At 57.8% G+C, this 15,064-nt stretch carries 8 protein-coding genes and 4 pseudogenes; 5 read left to right on the top strand and 7 right to left on the bottom strand.

Annotated features, from left to right (window positions below; translation table 11 throughout):
* Positions 1-26: 26 nt before the first annotated feature.
* Both RW095_RS06290 and RW095_RS06285 read right to left on the bottom strand, forming a co-directional pair.
* Positions 27-3,137: a bifunctional diguanylate cyclase/phosphodiesterase gene (locus tag RW095_RS06290; RefSeq protein ID WP_317015179.1), complete on the bottom strand. Its 3,111-nt coding sequence runs from the start codon at positions 3,135-3,137 to the stop codon at positions 27-29.
* Positions 3,134-3,928, bottom strand: coding sequence for a substrate-binding periplasmic protein (locus RW095_RS06285; RefSeq protein ID WP_317016773.1), 795 nt, complete (start codon positions 3,926-3,928; stop codon positions 3,134-3,136). Before RW095_RS06285 ends, RW095_RS06290 begins: the two co-directional genes overlap by 4 nt.
* 727 nt (positions 3,929-4,655) lie before the next feature.
* On the opposite strand from RW095_RS06285, the pseudogene RW095_RS06280 reads away from it, so the two are divergent.
* A pseudogene (locus RW095_RS06280) lies at positions 4,656-5,398 on the top strand (IS6 family transposase).
* Between the two features lie 569 nt (positions 5,399-5,967).
* Here the strand turns inward: RW095_RS06280 and RW095_RS06275 are convergent.
* On the bottom strand, positions 5,968-6,444 hold the full coding sequence (locus RW095_RS06275) for an IS110 family transposase (RefSeq protein WP_317015177.1): 477 nt from the start codon (positions 6,442-6,444) through the stop codon (positions 5,968-5,970).
* A 182-nt stretch (positions 6,445-6,626) separates the two neighbouring features.
* Here RW095_RS06275 and RW095_RS06270 point away from each other — a divergent pair.
* Together RW095_RS06270 and RW095_RS06265 are read left to right on the top strand one after the other, a co-directional pair.
* Positions 6,627-7,861, top strand: a pseudogene (locus tag RW095_RS06270) (IS3 family transposase).
* A gap of 429 nt (positions 7,862-8,290) precedes the next feature.
* A pseudogene (locus tag RW095_RS06265) lies at positions 8,291-9,124 on the top strand (IS110 family transposase); the annotation flags it as partial.
* Positions 9,125-9,157: 33 nt separating this feature from the next.
* Here RW095_RS06265 and RW095_RS06260 read toward each other — a convergent pair.
* The 3 genes and pseudogenes from RW095_RS06260 to RW095_RS06250 form a co-directional block, all read right to left on the bottom strand.
* Positions 9,158-9,484 (bottom strand): annotated as a pseudogene (locus tag RW095_RS06260) (integrase core domain-containing protein); the annotation flags it as partial.
* A gap of 79 nt (positions 9,485-9,563) precedes the next feature.
* Positions 9,564-12,308, bottom strand: coding sequence for a PAS domain-containing protein (locus tag RW095_RS06255; protein ID WP_317015175.1), 2,745 nt, complete (start codon positions 12,306-12,308; stop codon positions 9,564-9,566).
* A 618-nt stretch (positions 12,309-12,926) separates the two neighbouring features.
* Positions 12,927-13,559 (bottom strand): hypothetical protein, encoded by a 633-nt coding sequence (locus RW095_RS06250; protein WP_317015174.1) that lies wholly within the window; start codon positions 13,557-13,559, stop codon positions 12,927-12,929.
* A 195-nt stretch (positions 13,560-13,754) separates the two neighbouring features.
* Between RW095_RS06250 and RW095_RS06245 the strand changes: the two genes are divergently transcribed.
* Both RW095_RS06245 and RW095_RS06240 read left to right on the top strand, forming a co-directional pair.
* Positions 13,755-14,303 (top strand): response regulator transcription factor, encoded by a 549-nt coding sequence (locus tag RW095_RS06245; protein WP_317015172.1) that lies wholly within the window; start codon positions 13,755-13,757, stop codon positions 14,301-14,303.
* Positions 14,243-14,374 (top strand): hypothetical protein, encoded by a 132-nt coding sequence (locus RW095_RS06240; RefSeq protein WP_317015171.1) that lies wholly within the window; start codon positions 14,243-14,245, stop codon positions 14,372-14,374. The genes RW095_RS06245 and RW095_RS06240 overlap by 61 nt, the downstream gene beginning before the upstream one ends.
* A gap of 117 nt (positions 14,375-14,491) precedes the next feature.
* Here the strand turns inward: RW095_RS06240 and RW095_RS06235 are convergent, their stop codons facing one another.
* Positions 14,492-14,857, bottom strand: coding sequence for a response regulator transcription factor (locus RW095_RS06235; protein WP_317015169.1), 366 nt, complete (start codon positions 14,855-14,857; stop codon positions 14,492-14,494).
* Positions 14,858-15,064 lie beyond the last annotated feature (207 nt).

The following is a 15,064-nucleotide window of genomic DNA, read 5'->3' as shown; positions in this document are numbered from 1 at the left end:
GCGGTGGCGTTAATTCGCGCTTACGGTCATTCAGCCGCGTACTGAGACGCCTCAAGCCTGCGCAACATCAGCTCAAAGTCCTCGACAGGCAGCGGGTGGCAGAAATAGTAGCCTTGATATGCGTAACATCCAGCCGCAGCGAGGAAGTCCCGCTGAGCCTCAGTTTCGACCCCTTCGGCGATCACACCCAAGCCGAGGCTGCGCGCAAGCGCCACGATGGTCTGGGCGATCACGGCGTCGTTTGAATCGACGAGGACATCTCGCACGAATGAGCGGTCGATTTTCAACTGGTCCAACGGCAGACGCTTCAGATAGGAGAGCGACGAATATCCGGTACCAAAATCGTCGAGTGCAAAGACGATGCCTTTCGCTTTCAGTGCTCCCATCGTCTGGATGATACCCTGCACGTTGTCGACCAGGACACTTTCCGTCAGCTCCAGTTTCAACCTGTCGGGTCTCGCACCTGTTCGACCGATGATGGTCAATACGCTGTCCACGAAATCAAGTTCGCGAAACTGCTGTGCGCTAACGTTGACCGCAATCGTGAGATGGGCCATGTCCGGGCGCGTTGCCCATTGCGCCAGTTGTGCGCAAGCGGCCTCGAGCACCCAACTGCCAAGCGCAAGAATCAGCCCCGTTTCTTCAGCCAGCGGAATGAATTCGGCAGGCGGCACGGTTCCGCGTTCGGGATGCTGCCAGCGTATCAATGCTTCCGCGCCCGTGATGCGGGTGTCATCGACCTGCGCCTGGTAGTGGAGCAGGAACTGATTCTCTTTGATTGCATTGCGCAAACCAGCCTCCAGCGCGGCTCGCTGTACAACAACGGTTTGCATGTCCGGATCGAAGAAGCGGATGGCATTGCGTCCTGTTTCCTTGGATTTGTACATTGCCAGGTCGGCCTGCTTCAGGAGTTCGTCTATCGAAGCCTGATGCCCTCTGAACACGGTGGCGCCGATGCTCGCGCTGCTTCGGTGTTCGATATCGCCAAGCTGATACGGACTGCCCAGAACGGCGAGGATTCTTTCGCCCACGGCTTCCGTCTGGTTGGCCGCGTCCTGCCGACTCTTGGGAAGGTTTCCGAGCACCACGACGAACTCGTCGCCCCCCACCCTGGCCACGGTGTCGCTCTCGAGTACGCTGTCTGCCAGACGCTGTGCCACTTGCTGCAGCAGTAGATCACCTTTGTCGTGGCCCAAGGTATCGTTTAACGTCTTGAAGTGGTCCAGGTCGATGAACAGCAGCGCGCCACACGCTTCGTTCCGGATGCTGGCCGTGATCGCCTGCTTCAAGCGATCCAGCAGCAGGGTGCGATTCGGCAACCGGGTCAGCGCATCGAAGAAGGCCAATTCCTTGATTCGTTCTTCCGCGATCTTGCGTTCGGTAATGTCGTGATGCGTGCCGACATAGTGACTGACGATTGCGTCCTCGCTCATCACTGCGGAGATCGTGAGCCATTTCGGATACACCTCGCCGTTCTTGCGGCGATCCCATATCTCCCCCTGCCATCCGCCGGTACGACGGATGGTTTCCCACATTTCCTGAAAGAATACGGCGTCGTGACGCCCCGACTGAAGCACGCGCGGTGTCTTGCCTACGATTTCCTCGGCCGTATAGCCGGTGCATTCGGTGAACGCCGAGTTCACTCGCAGAATGGTGGCGCTCGCGTCGGTGATCATCATCGGTTCCATCGAGTCGAATGCGACAGCGGCAATTCGAAGTTCGGCCTCGGCTTGTTTGCGCTCGGTAATGTCGCGACCGCTCGTACGAAAGCCGATGAATTCGCCCTTGGAATCGGTAATCGGAACCCACGACGCGGACAGCCACATGAGCGAGCCGTCCTTGCGAATGCAGCGAAACTCGAGGTCATCGCCGCGCAAACCCAGTAGCGCCTTCTGAAACTCAGGTGCAACGCGGGGGATGTCCTCCGGACAGACCACGGTGCCTCTAAAATCCGGCAAGGCCATGCACTCCTCGACGGTGTATCCGATGTACTCCTCCACCGCTGAATTGATCCACCGCGGCTTGCCGTCGGGGCCCCACCAGATTTCCCAGTTGACCGTACAGTCGGCAATCGCGCGGAATTTCTCTTCGCTCTCGCGCAATTCTTTTGTCATTGCCGAGGCGAGCCGCATTGCCCGCCCGCTACCGGTCATCATCAGCCAGGTGAGCAGCGCGAGTAGCAGACTCAGGCACGTGCCGATGCTGGCGATCGGTAGCGCAGCATTGCGGCCGAACCGCGCCTTGAAATCGTCCTGGGCGCTCATCGACAGGGTCCAGTCATGTCCGCCGACGACCAGATATTCATTGGCGGAGATGTCGGCGGCCGGATGGTGTCCCGGCACCTCAGGCGTCTTGTGCAAAAGCGCGGCGGCCGATGTTCCGACGCCGTCGTAGATAGCGATGGTGAGGCCGGGTGGTTGCTCGCCGTACAGGCTGGCGATCACATCGTGCATGCGGAACGACGTGTAAACCCACCCGACCAGGTGCGCGCGGCGTTGGGCGACGCTATCTTGAGCCTGGCCTCGTGCGTAGATTGGCAGGTACATGATGAATCCGGGGCGAGCATTGCCGCCGGCGTCCACCGAGAGGCGAACCTTCCCGGAGAGCGTCGCAATGCCGGAGTCACGCGCCCGCTCCATGGCGCGCCGCCGCACGGGATCGGCCCACGCATCGAAACCGGGCGCCGCGCGATTGCTGCCGATGTACGGCTCGCGCTGGACGATGGGCGCGTAGTTTTCGCGCGAGCCTTTGGGCTCGATCGCGTAGTCGGACAGTCCTTGCCGGCGCACGGCCGCAATGTGCTCAAGCTTTTGCGTCGCCGGCACCCACGCGATGACGCCCATGGCCTGAATACCGGAGAAGTTGGCGTCGAGATTGAGCGTGTCGACGTAGTTGCCGAACTGATCGCGATCAATCTCTCCGCTAGCGGCGAAGAGGCTCTGCACGCCGCGTAGCAAGAGTTCATACGTGGCCATGCGCTGCTCGATGCGGCTGACCGCGTCGCCCAGCGAAAAGTTGAACTGGGACAGCAGCTCATGACGGGCGGCTTGCCGCTCATGATCCCACAGCATCCATGTCACGCTGAGCGCAGCGAACAGGACCAGTAGCGGCAGCAGGACAAGGCGTGCCCAGTTCACGGCATCGCTTTGAAATTGACCATCGATCCGGCGAGGTCAGGTTTGAAATACTTCTCGAAGATGCGCCGAACGGTGCCGTCCGCGCGCATCTCGTTCACCAGGGCGCGCCACTTTTCGCGCTCGGCCGGCGACAGTGCCTTCTTCGACATGATGAGGCCGTGAGGTACGGCGGGGTCTTCGAATTCCACGATGGTGGTGACGTCGCGGATTTTCTTTTCATCGATGGCAGGGTAATCAAAAGGCTCGATAATCATGCCTTGGATGCGCCGAAGAACCAGCGCCTGATACAGCGGATCCAGACCGCCGGCCTGGCTGACGCGATTTTCGGCCGACAGCTTGTCGACCAGCCGGTTGGCCGACTCACTGTAACGGAAACTGCGAATCACGCCCAGTTGAAACTGGTCGTTGTGTTCGACATCGACCAAACGACCAATTCCAGCGTCCTTGCGCACCAGCAGGTAGTATTTGTCGCTGAAATACCAGGCGAAATCCGCATACTGGTTCCGCTCGTCGTTGGCAATGCCCGACAGGCTGAAATCCAGTGCGCCGGATTCGACCAGTTTCCAGATGCGGGCTCGCGACATCAAAGTGACCCGGACCTGGCAACCGCTGCGACGAATCAACTCGTCAGCGAAGTCCTTGTCAATCCCTGCGTCTGTCTCGACGGAATAAAGCAAACCGTGATCATGCAGCGCTAGCGTGAATGGACGCGAACATTCTGGGCCCGCAGCCATAGCGCTGCCAAGGCAGCCTAGCGCGAGCAGCAATCCCCCAAGGCCGTTTCGAATCACGATGCTCCCTCCTGCGAAGGTGACTTGAATGCCACTTTCAATTCTTTCGACGATGACGCTGACGACCAACCGTGCGATGCCGTCGCGTTTGAATGCGGCTCACGAGATGCCAATTCGCGGACTGGCGAGCATACGGCCAGTCCGCACTACCAGGGCATTCCAACGAAACCGCTCCGAACGCCTTATCGGCACCCAATCTAAATACTTGAGGGTCAACTTCATGGCGGCGCACGCTGAAGAGGCTTCCAGCCGCCTTGCGCGGAATATGACAGAAGGCCCTTCCTAACGCGCAGGCTGGCGAATGTACGTACCGAGATGAGTTTGAACGTACTAGCCTACAATCGCACGCGAGTGCTGTGAATTCCAGGCATAAGAAAACGATGAGGGCGACGCGCGGGTGGGTGCATGAGCACCTCGTAGGTCCTAAAACAACGCCCTTAAACTCGTCTATAAGGCAAGCGGTCAGCAAACCCGTCTTGAGGGCCTGGGCTAATCGACGATTACCAGCGCACGCACGTCACGCTCACATCGAGCGGATAATACAAACGCTCTCGTACTCGCGCTTTAGCCGGATGCGGAATGTTCATCAAGCAGCCGGCCGTTCGGTATTTGACGCCACATGATAGCCCAGTCTCTTATTGCGACAGTTCCGACCGGAGCGAAGGCGTCCCTCGCGACTTCGCCTAGCGAGACTCCGTCATTCGCCTTGCTGGGCCGAAGGCACCCGATGCAACTGCACGCCGACGATGCGCGGCGCACGGACTACAGCGCCCCATACCCTGCCGCCGTCGTCAGCTGCGCGGTCCGTGGTATTTCCAGTTTAGCCTGAGCCTGCGCGACGTCGAGAAGTTGTTACTCGAGCGTGGTGTCGTGGTCACGTACCAAACGATCCGTTGCTGGTCCGACAAATTCGGCGCTGGATTCGCTCGGTGCACCAAAGCGGCGCGGCCCAGGCCGGGCAGCATATGGCATCTGGACGAGATGTTTGTGACGCTGCGCGGCGAGCCGTATCTGTTGTGGCGAGCGGTCGACGAGGACGGTGCTGAGCTCGATGTGCTTGTGCAGAAGCGGCGCGATAATGCCGGGGCAAAGCGCTTCTTCCGGCGGGTGCTGCGTTCAAACCCCCGTGCCGCGCGAGATCGTGACCGACCGGTTGCGCAGCTATCCGGCGGCGAAGGCTGACACTCCTGAGCTCGCTCATGTGAAGCCCTTTTCGTCAAGGCGGCTGCACGCGTGAACAACCGCGCCGAGAACAGCCACCAGCCGACCGGCAGGCGCGGACGCCAGATGTGCGGCTTTCGCGATGCGCGTCGCACGCAAGCGTTTCTGTCATGCTTTGGCCAGATCGGGCAGCACTTTGCGCTGCCCAGACATCGGATGAACCCGGCGTGTCATCGTGCCGTACTTCAGGAACGCTTCGTCACATGGCAGGGTTGGACTGTCACTGCCGCATCTGAGAAAGCCATCTAATAAGGACAACCACGCTTTCGCAAAAAAGGTGGTCTACAGCCGTCAACCTGACACCCATTAGTCGGCCGGACTCAAGGTACAAATCTCTTCACCCTGGACTGCCATGTCGATATGTTTTTCATCGACATGGCAGTCGCAGGGACGCTTGCGGTGCGTCTCCTGTCTGCATGATCACTAATCGCATCCAGTTTCTCAAAGCTGGTTGCGAAACGGATCGCGCCAGACACCCATCTGGATCAAGCATGCCGTGAGGTAAGTCGCGTGTGCCCTGGCGGCCATCGGCGCCCCGGAGAAACGTTGGTGCCGGACGAGGTCCAAGGGGTTGGTCAAAGCCGTGGCTGTTGCGTTGGCAACGCCAGTCAAACGTGGCTCCCCGCCCAGGCGACCCGATTGCTTGCAGACAGTCGGTGAGGTGAAGCAAAGGAAAGACCCAATCAAAGCCATGGCTGTGCACCAGTCAAGTTACCGGGTTCGTTCCCCTTGCATCACCTGCTAGCCAAAACAGCGAACTGTCTCAAATGGTTTGTACTCCCGAAGCATGTGATAGCAGGCGCGGGTCAACTTGTGCGCTAGTGCCTTGATCGCAACGATGCCGTTGCGCATTCGCTACTTGCGTTCGTAAAGCGCCTGGCTTGCGGACAGGAACGGATCGCGAAGTTGGCCGCTTCGAAAAACGCCCATGCCAGGTAGCGGTTCCCGTTCTTCGTGTTGCCTTCGCCTTTCTTCCTGCTGTTGCTTTCGCGCCTGCTGTCCACGCAGCGACAGTAGGAACTGAAGTGGCCAACGGTGGCAAAGCGCGAGATGGTGCCGGTTTCCATCATGATGGTGGTCGCCAGCACCGGACCAATGCCGGGCACCGTGTTCAGCAGCGCGTAATCCGGATTGAGTTTCACCTGCTGCATGAGTCGCTTTTCGACGATCTCGATCTGCTGCTGAAGCGTTTGCAGGACCGCCAGGTTGGCCCGGATCGCGAGCGTTACGTCGGGCGCAAAACCGAATCGGCTCACCTGCGCGCCATCGAGACGCTTGACCTGCGGCCCGTGCATCTGAGAACCAGTATGCCGCGCGAACAGGTTGCCCGATCGCGAGAACCTGGGCGGTGCGGCACTGCACGAGCTGCATCCGTTTGCATGCAAGGTCGCGTACCTGCCGTCCGTCTGCGGGTGGGCCGGCCCCGGCGAAAACCGGACACGAGGTAACGCTTAAACTTTGAGGTAGTCTTACGCCTATGTTTAAGCCCAGCTCTAACGTGGAACCCATTGAAGTTCTGACCCAGCCCGAACAGCGCCGCCGGCGCTCTGTCGATGAGAAGCTCGCGATAGTGCGCGAGACCTTCGAGCCCGGAGCAACCGTTTCCGGAGTTGCCCGTCGTCATCAGGTGAATGCAAACCAGGTGTTCGCCTGGCGCAAGCTCTATCAGGACGGAAGCCTGTCGGCAGTCAGTGCCGGCGAGCAGGTGGTGCGGGCATCCGACCTGGCCGAAGCGATGAAGCAGATTCGTGAACTCCAGCGACTGCTGGGCAAGAAGACGATGGAAGTGGAAATCCTCCGCGAAGCAGTGGAGTACGGCCGGGCAAAAAAATTGATTGCGCGCTCACCATTGCTGCCGGGGGACGACCGATGAAGACGGTCTGTGAAGTCCTGGGTGTGTCGCGCTCTAATCTTGCGGTGAAATCAAAGCGCGACGCTGAATGGGTCGACAAGCGCAAGACGCCCGCCCGTGACGACATACCGCTCGTTGCGGAGCTCCAGGGGCTGGTTGCTGATTTGCCTGCTTACGGCTACCGGCGCGCCTAGGCCCTCCTACGCCGAAACCGGGACGCACAGGGGCAGCCCCGGGTTAATGCAAAACGGGCTTATCGGGTCATGCATACTCACGGCCTGCTGCTCGAGCGCCGCCCTCGACATCCCGAATCGAGGCGCCGGCACGATGGCAGGGTCGCGGTGGACCGGAGCAATGCGCGCTGGTGCTCGGACGGCTTCGAATTCCGTTGTGATGACGGCTCGCCGCTGCGCGTCATCTTTGCACTGGACTGCTGCGACCGTGAGGCCATGAGCTGGGCTGCGACCGCTGGAGGCTATACCGGAGACATGGTGCGTGATGTCATGCTTCAGGCTGTAGAAAACCGTTTCGATGGTGCGTTGAAGGCCGACAACAAAATCGAATGGCTCAGCGACAACGGTTCCTGCTACATTGCCGAGGAGACGCTGACGTTCTCGAAAAAGGTGGGCCTGAAACCCATCACGACGCCGGTCAGAAGTCCGCAGAGCAACGGGATGGCCGAGAGCTTCGTCAAAACGATGAAGAGAGACTACGTCTCGTGGATGCCCAAGCCGGACGCGAGAACGGCGTTGCACAACCTGGCCATCGCGTTTGACCACTACAACGAATCCCATCCACACAGCGCCCTGAAATACTGCTCACCACGCGAGTTTCGCAAGCGAGCAAATTCACCAACCTAGGCGTGACTGCTCTGTCCATCCGCGCCGAAATGCCTGTAATACGCTGCTTTTTCTTCATCGCGCCATCACCTAACGACGAGTGCATACGTCGTGCGTTGTACACGTCTTCCAGAAACACAGGAACGACGACTGCTCGCGCTTCCGCGCACCGATTCGGCGAAGAACTCGCCGCCCCTGTCAGTCTGAATACGCTGGATTGGAAGCGGCATCTCCTTGGGAAAGACCGGATTACTGTGATTGCTGTCCGTTGTCCGAACGATATCGGTCTGGCGTCCGGATTCGCGTATCTCGCCGCAATTATTGACACGTTATGTCCACCACCCACACCTCATTCGTTATCTGTCGCCCACGCAATTTGAGGATCGTCTCGCCCGGCAAGCGGCTTAGTTTTTGGCCAAACCCCGGTCCAGCCTCAGGGGTTCACTCCACCGATTGATCGAAATGGGACACGAGGTCAGATTGATGCCGGCGAAGTTCGTCAAGGCTTTCGTCACCGGAAACAAGAACGATGCAGCGGACGCGCGTGCAATCTGGATGGCTACGCAGATGCCCAGCAAGGTCGTCGCAGTAAAGACTGAAGCCCAGCAGGCAGTGCGCGCGCTCCATCGGATGCGGCAACAGAAGATTAAATATCGAACGGCGCAGATGAATTGCTTACGCGGATTGCTGGCCGAATACGGCGAGGTGATGGCCACGAGTCGCGCTGCGTTGGATAAAGCGATTCCCGGGGTGCTGGCAAAGCTGGCCGAGCGTCTACCGGCGATGTTGATCGACTCGTTACGCGAACTTTGGAATGAGCTTGATCGACTGGACAAACAGATCGCTGACATTGAGCGACGTTTGCAAATGTGGATGAAGGAGGACAAGGCTTGCAAGGCAATCGCCGCGATCCCCGGCGTTGGCCTGCTGACGGCGACGGCGACTGTTGCCACGATGGGTGATGCGAAGGCATTCAGGTCGGGACGGGAGTTTGCCGCGCGGCTCGGTCTCGTACCAAAGCAGATCGGCACCGGTGGGAAGCTCCAGCTACTCGGTATCAGCCGGGGCGGCGATACGTATGTGCGAACATTGCTCATCCACGGTGCGCGCAGCGTACTCTTCCTTGGCAAGCGCGCCGGATCTTGGGCCGAGCAGTTGCAGAAGCGGCGCCCATCCAATGTGGTGACCGTTGCGCTTGCCAACAAGATGGCCCGAACAATCTGGGCAATTCTCGCGCATGGCACGCCGTACAACCAGGCGCACTTTGTTGCACAACCGGCTTGATGACTAAAACCAGGTAGAAGATTGGTGTAGTGGTCAAGTTATTCCGGACAGGCGGATAGGTTCTTTCACTGTCGGTTTCGCCTCGTAGGCAGCGGGCGACAGATAGCCCAAAGTCGAATGCAAACGTACGGCGTTGTAGAAACCGACGATGTACTGATTGATGTCACGCCGTGCCTCATCATGGTATGCGTACCGGCGCTGCCACACGCGTTCCATCTTCAGGTTCAGGAAGAACCGCTCCATCACTGAATTGTCCCAGCAATTTCCCTTGCGGCTCATGCTGCAAACCACGTGATGCTGCTTCAGCAATGCCTGGTACTCGTCACTCGCATACTGAAAGCTGGAGGTGTGGGTGTGTATGTGTGGAAGGTGCAAAAAGCTGGAGGGAGCCGTTGTCAACGAGACGAGTCGGGCGACCTGCGAGGTCGCCTGATGTTGTCTAAGCTGGGTGGGCTACAGTTTGTGGGTCACCAGCAAGGGCAAAAATTGGCAGCGTTAGAGAAAACGTCGCACCCTGGTCGAGGTTGTTCCTGGCGGTCACCGTACCGTCATGTGCTTCGATAATTGAGCGTGAAACTGCCAGACCTATACCCATGCCTTTTGCCTTTGAGGTGACAAACGGCTCGAAAAGAGTATCGAGCTCAGCGATACCCTCTCCGTTGTCAGAAATTTCGACTGCCACGAATAGTTCATCGAGGACAGCGCCAGTGATGCCGACTTTTGGTGTGCGGCCGGTATTTTCTGTTGCTTCGATCGCGTTCGACATCAGGTTGATAAGGACCTGCTGAATCTGTATCCGGTCGACGTTCACGTCTGGAAGATTGTCGGGAAATTTCAGCGTTATGGCGGCGTCCCGCATACTGGGGTCTTCTTTCAACAATCTCACCGCGTACCGGACCATGTCAGGAATACTGCATTGAGATTTCTTGAAGGACTCTCGTTTGAACAGGGTACGGATGCTGTGCATCGTTTCGTCGGCAGCACGGCCATCCCGGAGTATGGCCTCCACGGAAGAGCGCGCCTCGTCGAGATTTGGCGGGTTGGCCGCAAGCCAGCGACGACAGGCGTGAGCATTCGCGATAACAGACGTAAGTGGTTGATTGAGCTCGTGCGCTATCGAGGCCGATATTTCAGCGACCGTTGCAATCCGGGTCGCCCGGGCGAGTTGGGTTTGTACTTCTCGCAAGGTATCTTCAGTACGTTTTTGTTCGTCGATGTCGATGTTCAGGCCGTACCATTGAACGATGTTGCCATCCGCATCGCGCATTGCTTCGGCGCGCACCTGATACCAGCGGTATTGCCCGTCCTTGCTGCGCATACGGCGGACGCCGGTGTAGGGTTCACCAGTCCGAACGGAGTGTTTCCATCTTTGAAAGATCCCTTCCCAGTCATCTGGGTGGATAGTCTTCCTGTATCCGAGGTCACGGGTTTCCGATATGTCCACACCGGCGTATTCTGCGAGTCTCCGGTTGAGGTAGGTCGGTTGCCCGCCAGCATCGGTGCACCAAATCATTCCTGGGATTGTTTCGGTAATCTCCCGCAACTGGTGCTCGCGCTGCTGGAGCGCGACTTCCGTTTCTTTCAGGTCGTCAATGTCCGTGCACACGCCATACCAATGAAGGATTTCACCCGTCTCATCGCGGAAGGGTTCACCGCGGACCAGATACCAATGTAGTTTCCCATCAGCTCCCGTAATCTGATAAGTGTCCTGGTAAGATGAGCCCTCAAGGACGCATTGCTGCCAATGTCTCTGGACACGCTCCCGCTCGTCAGGCGGAACGAGACTGAATAAGGGCTCTTCCCCAATTTCCTCCCAGGTCTTTCCGATGAACGAAAGCATGCGGCGATTCCACCGGTCGGTGTCCCCGCCTGGGGTGGCGCGCCAAATCATGGCAGGCATTGCGTCTATGAGCCTGCGAAGATGTAACTCCTTGCGTCTTAATCGTTCTTCTACAATTTTGCGCTCGTGGATATCGGTAAGCAGGCCGTACCAGTTAGTAATATCGCCTCGGGCATTACGCATCGCATTGGCCCGGCACTGGAACCATCGATAAGACCCGTCAGCAGCGCGAAGACGATGTACCGTATCGTACGTCGCCCCGCTTTTCATCGATCGGTCCCATGTTTCAGTAACTGTCGCGTAGTCGTCCGGATGAACAAGGTCAAACCAGCCGTTGCTGGTCAGTTCATGCAGGCTTCTGCTGGTGTAGGCTTCAGCTCGTTTGTTCACATACTCTATTGAACCGGCGGCGTCAGTGCTCCATAGGAAGCCTGGCACTGCGTCGGTGAGCCAGTTGAGCTGCGCTTCACGCTCGCGGATGACCTCTTTCGTTTTGTAAAGGTCGTCGATATCGAGGCTCATGACATACCATTTGTACACGCTTCCGTCCTCGTTGAAATAAGGAACGGAACGGGAATGATGCCAGCGATACTCGCCATCCGCATGTTTCCAGCGGTAAGTGTCCTCGTAAGCTGTCTTCAGTTCGACCGACCGGAGATAGCCTTGTCTGATTCGCTCCTTGTCGTCGGGGTGGATGAAATGCAGAAATCCGAGTTTTTGTAGCTCCTTCAGCGTAGTACCGGTTTCCTCGAGGATGTGGCGGTTAACGAAGTCGAAATCCGCTGTCGTTCTTGTGGCGAAGCGGCCCGGAAGGCGGTCGAGCAGTTCCCGAGCTTCCTTCTCGCTTTTCTTCAAGGCTTCCTGAGCCTTTACTGTGTCGTCGACCTCGATACCGACCAGGTACCAGTTGACCACGACCCCTTCGTCGTAAAACGGTTCAGCGACGAGGTGTTGCCATCTGTACACACCATCGTATTGCTGCATCCGGACGACGACATCGACGGGGCGACTTGCTTCAATACATTGCGCCCATTCGGTACGGACAGCTTCTACCTCGGTGGGGTGGATGTAGTTCATCCACAGGTCACCGACAACCTCTTGGCTTGGACGGCCCAATGCGGCAAGTACGACCTTGTTGACGTAAACGAGTTTGCCGGCGGGGTCCCCAACGCACACGCAAGCTGGCACGCGGTCAACCATTCGCCTGTAGTTCTGCCCTTCGTTCCGAAGACGCAACTCCGCAATCTTGCGGTCGTTCACGTATTCCAGTTGACCGTCAATGGTTCGCGACCAGAGCTGACCGGCCAGGTTCTCAATAGGCAAGTCAAACGGGGCATCTTTCATTCGGGGGGTAGACGCCGGCTTCCTTGAGCGACGGGAGACCAGCTCCACACATAGCCACGCTGCAGGAATCGTAATAATGGACCGGGCGATTGAGCTTGATGCGAGTACAGGACGGGGTAGGCCGACCAAGACCCAGACGATTCCTGTAGAGACGAAAGCGGCAGAAAGGCGGCCAATGTTTCGCCCCAACAAATGGGTGAAGAGAATTACAAGGACCAGACCCAAGCAGCCTGTATAGGCCTCGAGCGACGCTACCGTACCAGAGGCAATCGAAACGCCGATGGCCAGCGCGGCAACCCGAGAACAGCGTGAGATTCGCACGGTAAGCAAGTCAGCCTCGAGTTCGACATTGACTGGCCGCGAGACGTTCTGGTTCTCTACGACCCTTCACTTTCGTACGCGTGTGCGAGTCCCTTCGGTCAGGCCAAAGCCAACAAACTACGATGGCGTGAAGCACTCGCGCAATTACATATTTATGTAGCCCGTCATGTAAAGCGCATATCAAGTCTGTGTGCAAGCGGACGGTCTGAGCAACTTAACCCAAAGTGAGACGCGGAATGGAGCGGCCGAGGACGTGCACCCCACGGCTCAAAGAGGCCAAGGACCGAACGGTCTTTTCTAATTGCAGGTGCGGCTGATGGCAGTGCTGTTGGCAATGGTGCTGCGAGCAATGCGAAGGTTGCCGGCAAAGGTGCGGGTGTGGCGAAGAACACTGTGACAAAGCAGGCTGGCCGCGAAGAAGAAGGTGCCGGCGGAGAAAGTGGTTGTTGTCGCGGCACCGGAATCTGCCGGTGCTCTGGCGACGACCTGAGGGAGCATAGGGCAGTAGATGAGACACATACCCAATACCCAGCCGCAGGACGTGGCTGTCCTGCTGAACTTTGTTTGCGGCCCGCCGAGGTCGTCATTCTTCGATTGGGCCCGCTGAGTCTCGCTGGGAGCGCCCACGCCGATTGCGACCGTGCAACGGCTGATAGAGCCAGAAGATAGAAGGGGGTGAGCGGAACTCAACATCGCTCCCGCAATTCCAAGCGAGGCGAAAGCCGCGGCGAGACGCACGAAGCCGCGGCCGAAAAAGTGCGTGAACAGAACGACCAGCACGAGGCTGAGGCAGTCCGTCACCGCTTCAAGTAATCCTGCCACCCCTGACGCGCCGGCTATGGCGAGACCGAGACCGACAATCCGAAATGGGCGCGGTATCAACACCGTAAGCATGTCAACCTTGGAGTTCGTGGGCGTATTGGAAAGCAAACTTACATCTTTGCATTCGGCCGTACCATTGCATGATCATGCTATGCACAACACGGCTGCTCGCGTCTCGGGGCGACGATTCTTGCGACTATAATGTATTGTCGGCATGACCACGTGAGGGTTACATTCAGCGAGATTATTGCGGATCAGCTGTACCGACGTTAGGAGAGTTTTTCACCTGACCACAGAGGGGTTATGGGATCTGCAAGCGCACTGGTGTATGTGGTCGACGACGACGGACGGGTGCGAGAAGTACTCTCTGCGCTGCTGCGCGCAAATGGAAGAAACGTCCAGACATTCGGCTCGGGTCGAGAGTTTCTGGACACACCGCGTAGAAACGTCGTTGCATGTCCGATCCTGGGTTTGAGAATGCCAGACACGAATGGCCTGGAAGTCCAGAAGCTTGTTAACGTCGACTCTCGAATTCCAGTCATTTTCGTTACTGGAAGGGGAGATGTGTCGTCCGCGGTCCTGGCTGTGAAGGGCGGGGCTGTTGATTTTCTTACGAAGCATGTTGATGAAGATGCGTTGACATACGCGGTCGATGCGGCTCTCACCAGAGTACGCTTTGTTCACAAGGAGGCGGAGGATGCAGCAGCACTCCAGGCCCTCTATCGATCGCTGACGCCTCGTGAGCAGGAGGTTTTTTGCCGTTACTCGCAAGTGGCTTGCTCAACGAGCAGGTGGCGGGAATCATTAGCATTACCGAATACATTGTGCAGGTGCATCGCAGTCATATCATGAGAAAAATCCAGGCGGGTTCATTTGCCAGTTTGGTGAAACAGGCGAGCAAACTGCGACTTGAGACATCGTAGATGGCCACGTTCGGTGCCCGACGCAAACGCTAATATTTCAGTTGCTGGCGTGAGCAATGCGTCTGCCATTGTTTTGTTTAACTCACGGCATACTCTAAATACCAACTACCAACAAGTTCAAGCGATGCTATCCAGCAGGTCCAGCAGCGCTTCCCCGTCGACAGGCTTGCTGAAGAATCCTAATGCGCCTCTCTGCAGATAGTAGTCTTCCGTATGCACGCCCGGATTGCCTGTGATAATGATGACGGGCGCTGCTGCGCTAGAGTGGGCTACTCTCTCGAGCACTTGCATGCCGTCGATGGGTCGCATTCCCAGGTCGGTAACAATGCATACCAGACCCGAGTAGCCATCGGACAGAAAATCCAGTGCAGATTCGTAGACCCGTGTTCCGTACCCGCCAGAGGCCAGCAGGTTCGCCAGAGACGTCAGCACGCGTCGGTCATCATCAATCACGGCAACGGTTCGAACCGGAGGCGTGGGCATTATTTACTCCGGGTCATTGAGTCCGACATAGAATTAGCGGCAGGCATCGAACGTGGTCATCTACGATGTTTCGAGCTGCATTCTGCTCGCCTGTCTGAGCAGAGTGCGCGCGGTTGTACCGACAGAAGAATTATATCCGTCGGGATTGTTAGACGAAAGCGCAGGCAGCAGTGTTTCGTCTCACATGAATATGTAATGGCACCATCA

The sequence above is a fragment of the Paraburkholderia kirstenboschensis genome (genome assembly GCF_032806925.1).
GTDB classification, from domain to species: Bacteria; Pseudomonadota; Gammaproteobacteria; order Burkholderiales; family Burkholderiaceae; genus Paraburkholderia; species Paraburkholderia kirstenboschensis.
Note: the sequence above shows the minus strand (reverse complement) of the source record. Positions and strands in the feature narration are given on the sequence as shown.

What these genes read in the sequence shown, in the direction of transcription:
- RW095_RS06275 (WP_317015177.1), bottom strand. Translation starts at nt 6,444, where the DNA reads ATGCACGGGCCGCAGGTCAAGCGTCTCGATGGCGCGCAGGTGAGCCGA.
- RW095_RS06245 (WP_317015172.1), top strand. Translation starts at nt 13,755, where the DNA reads ATGGGATCTGCAAGCGCACTGGTGTATGTGGTCGACGACGACGGACGG.
- RW095_RS06235 (WP_317015169.1), bottom strand. Translation starts at nt 14,857, where the DNA reads ATGCCCACGCCTCCGGTTCGAACCGTTGCCGTGATTGATGATGACCGA.
- RW095_RS06255 (WP_317015175.1), bottom strand. Translation starts at nt 12,308, where the DNA reads ATGAAAGATGCCCCGTTTGACTTGCCTATTGAGAACCTGGCCGGTCAG.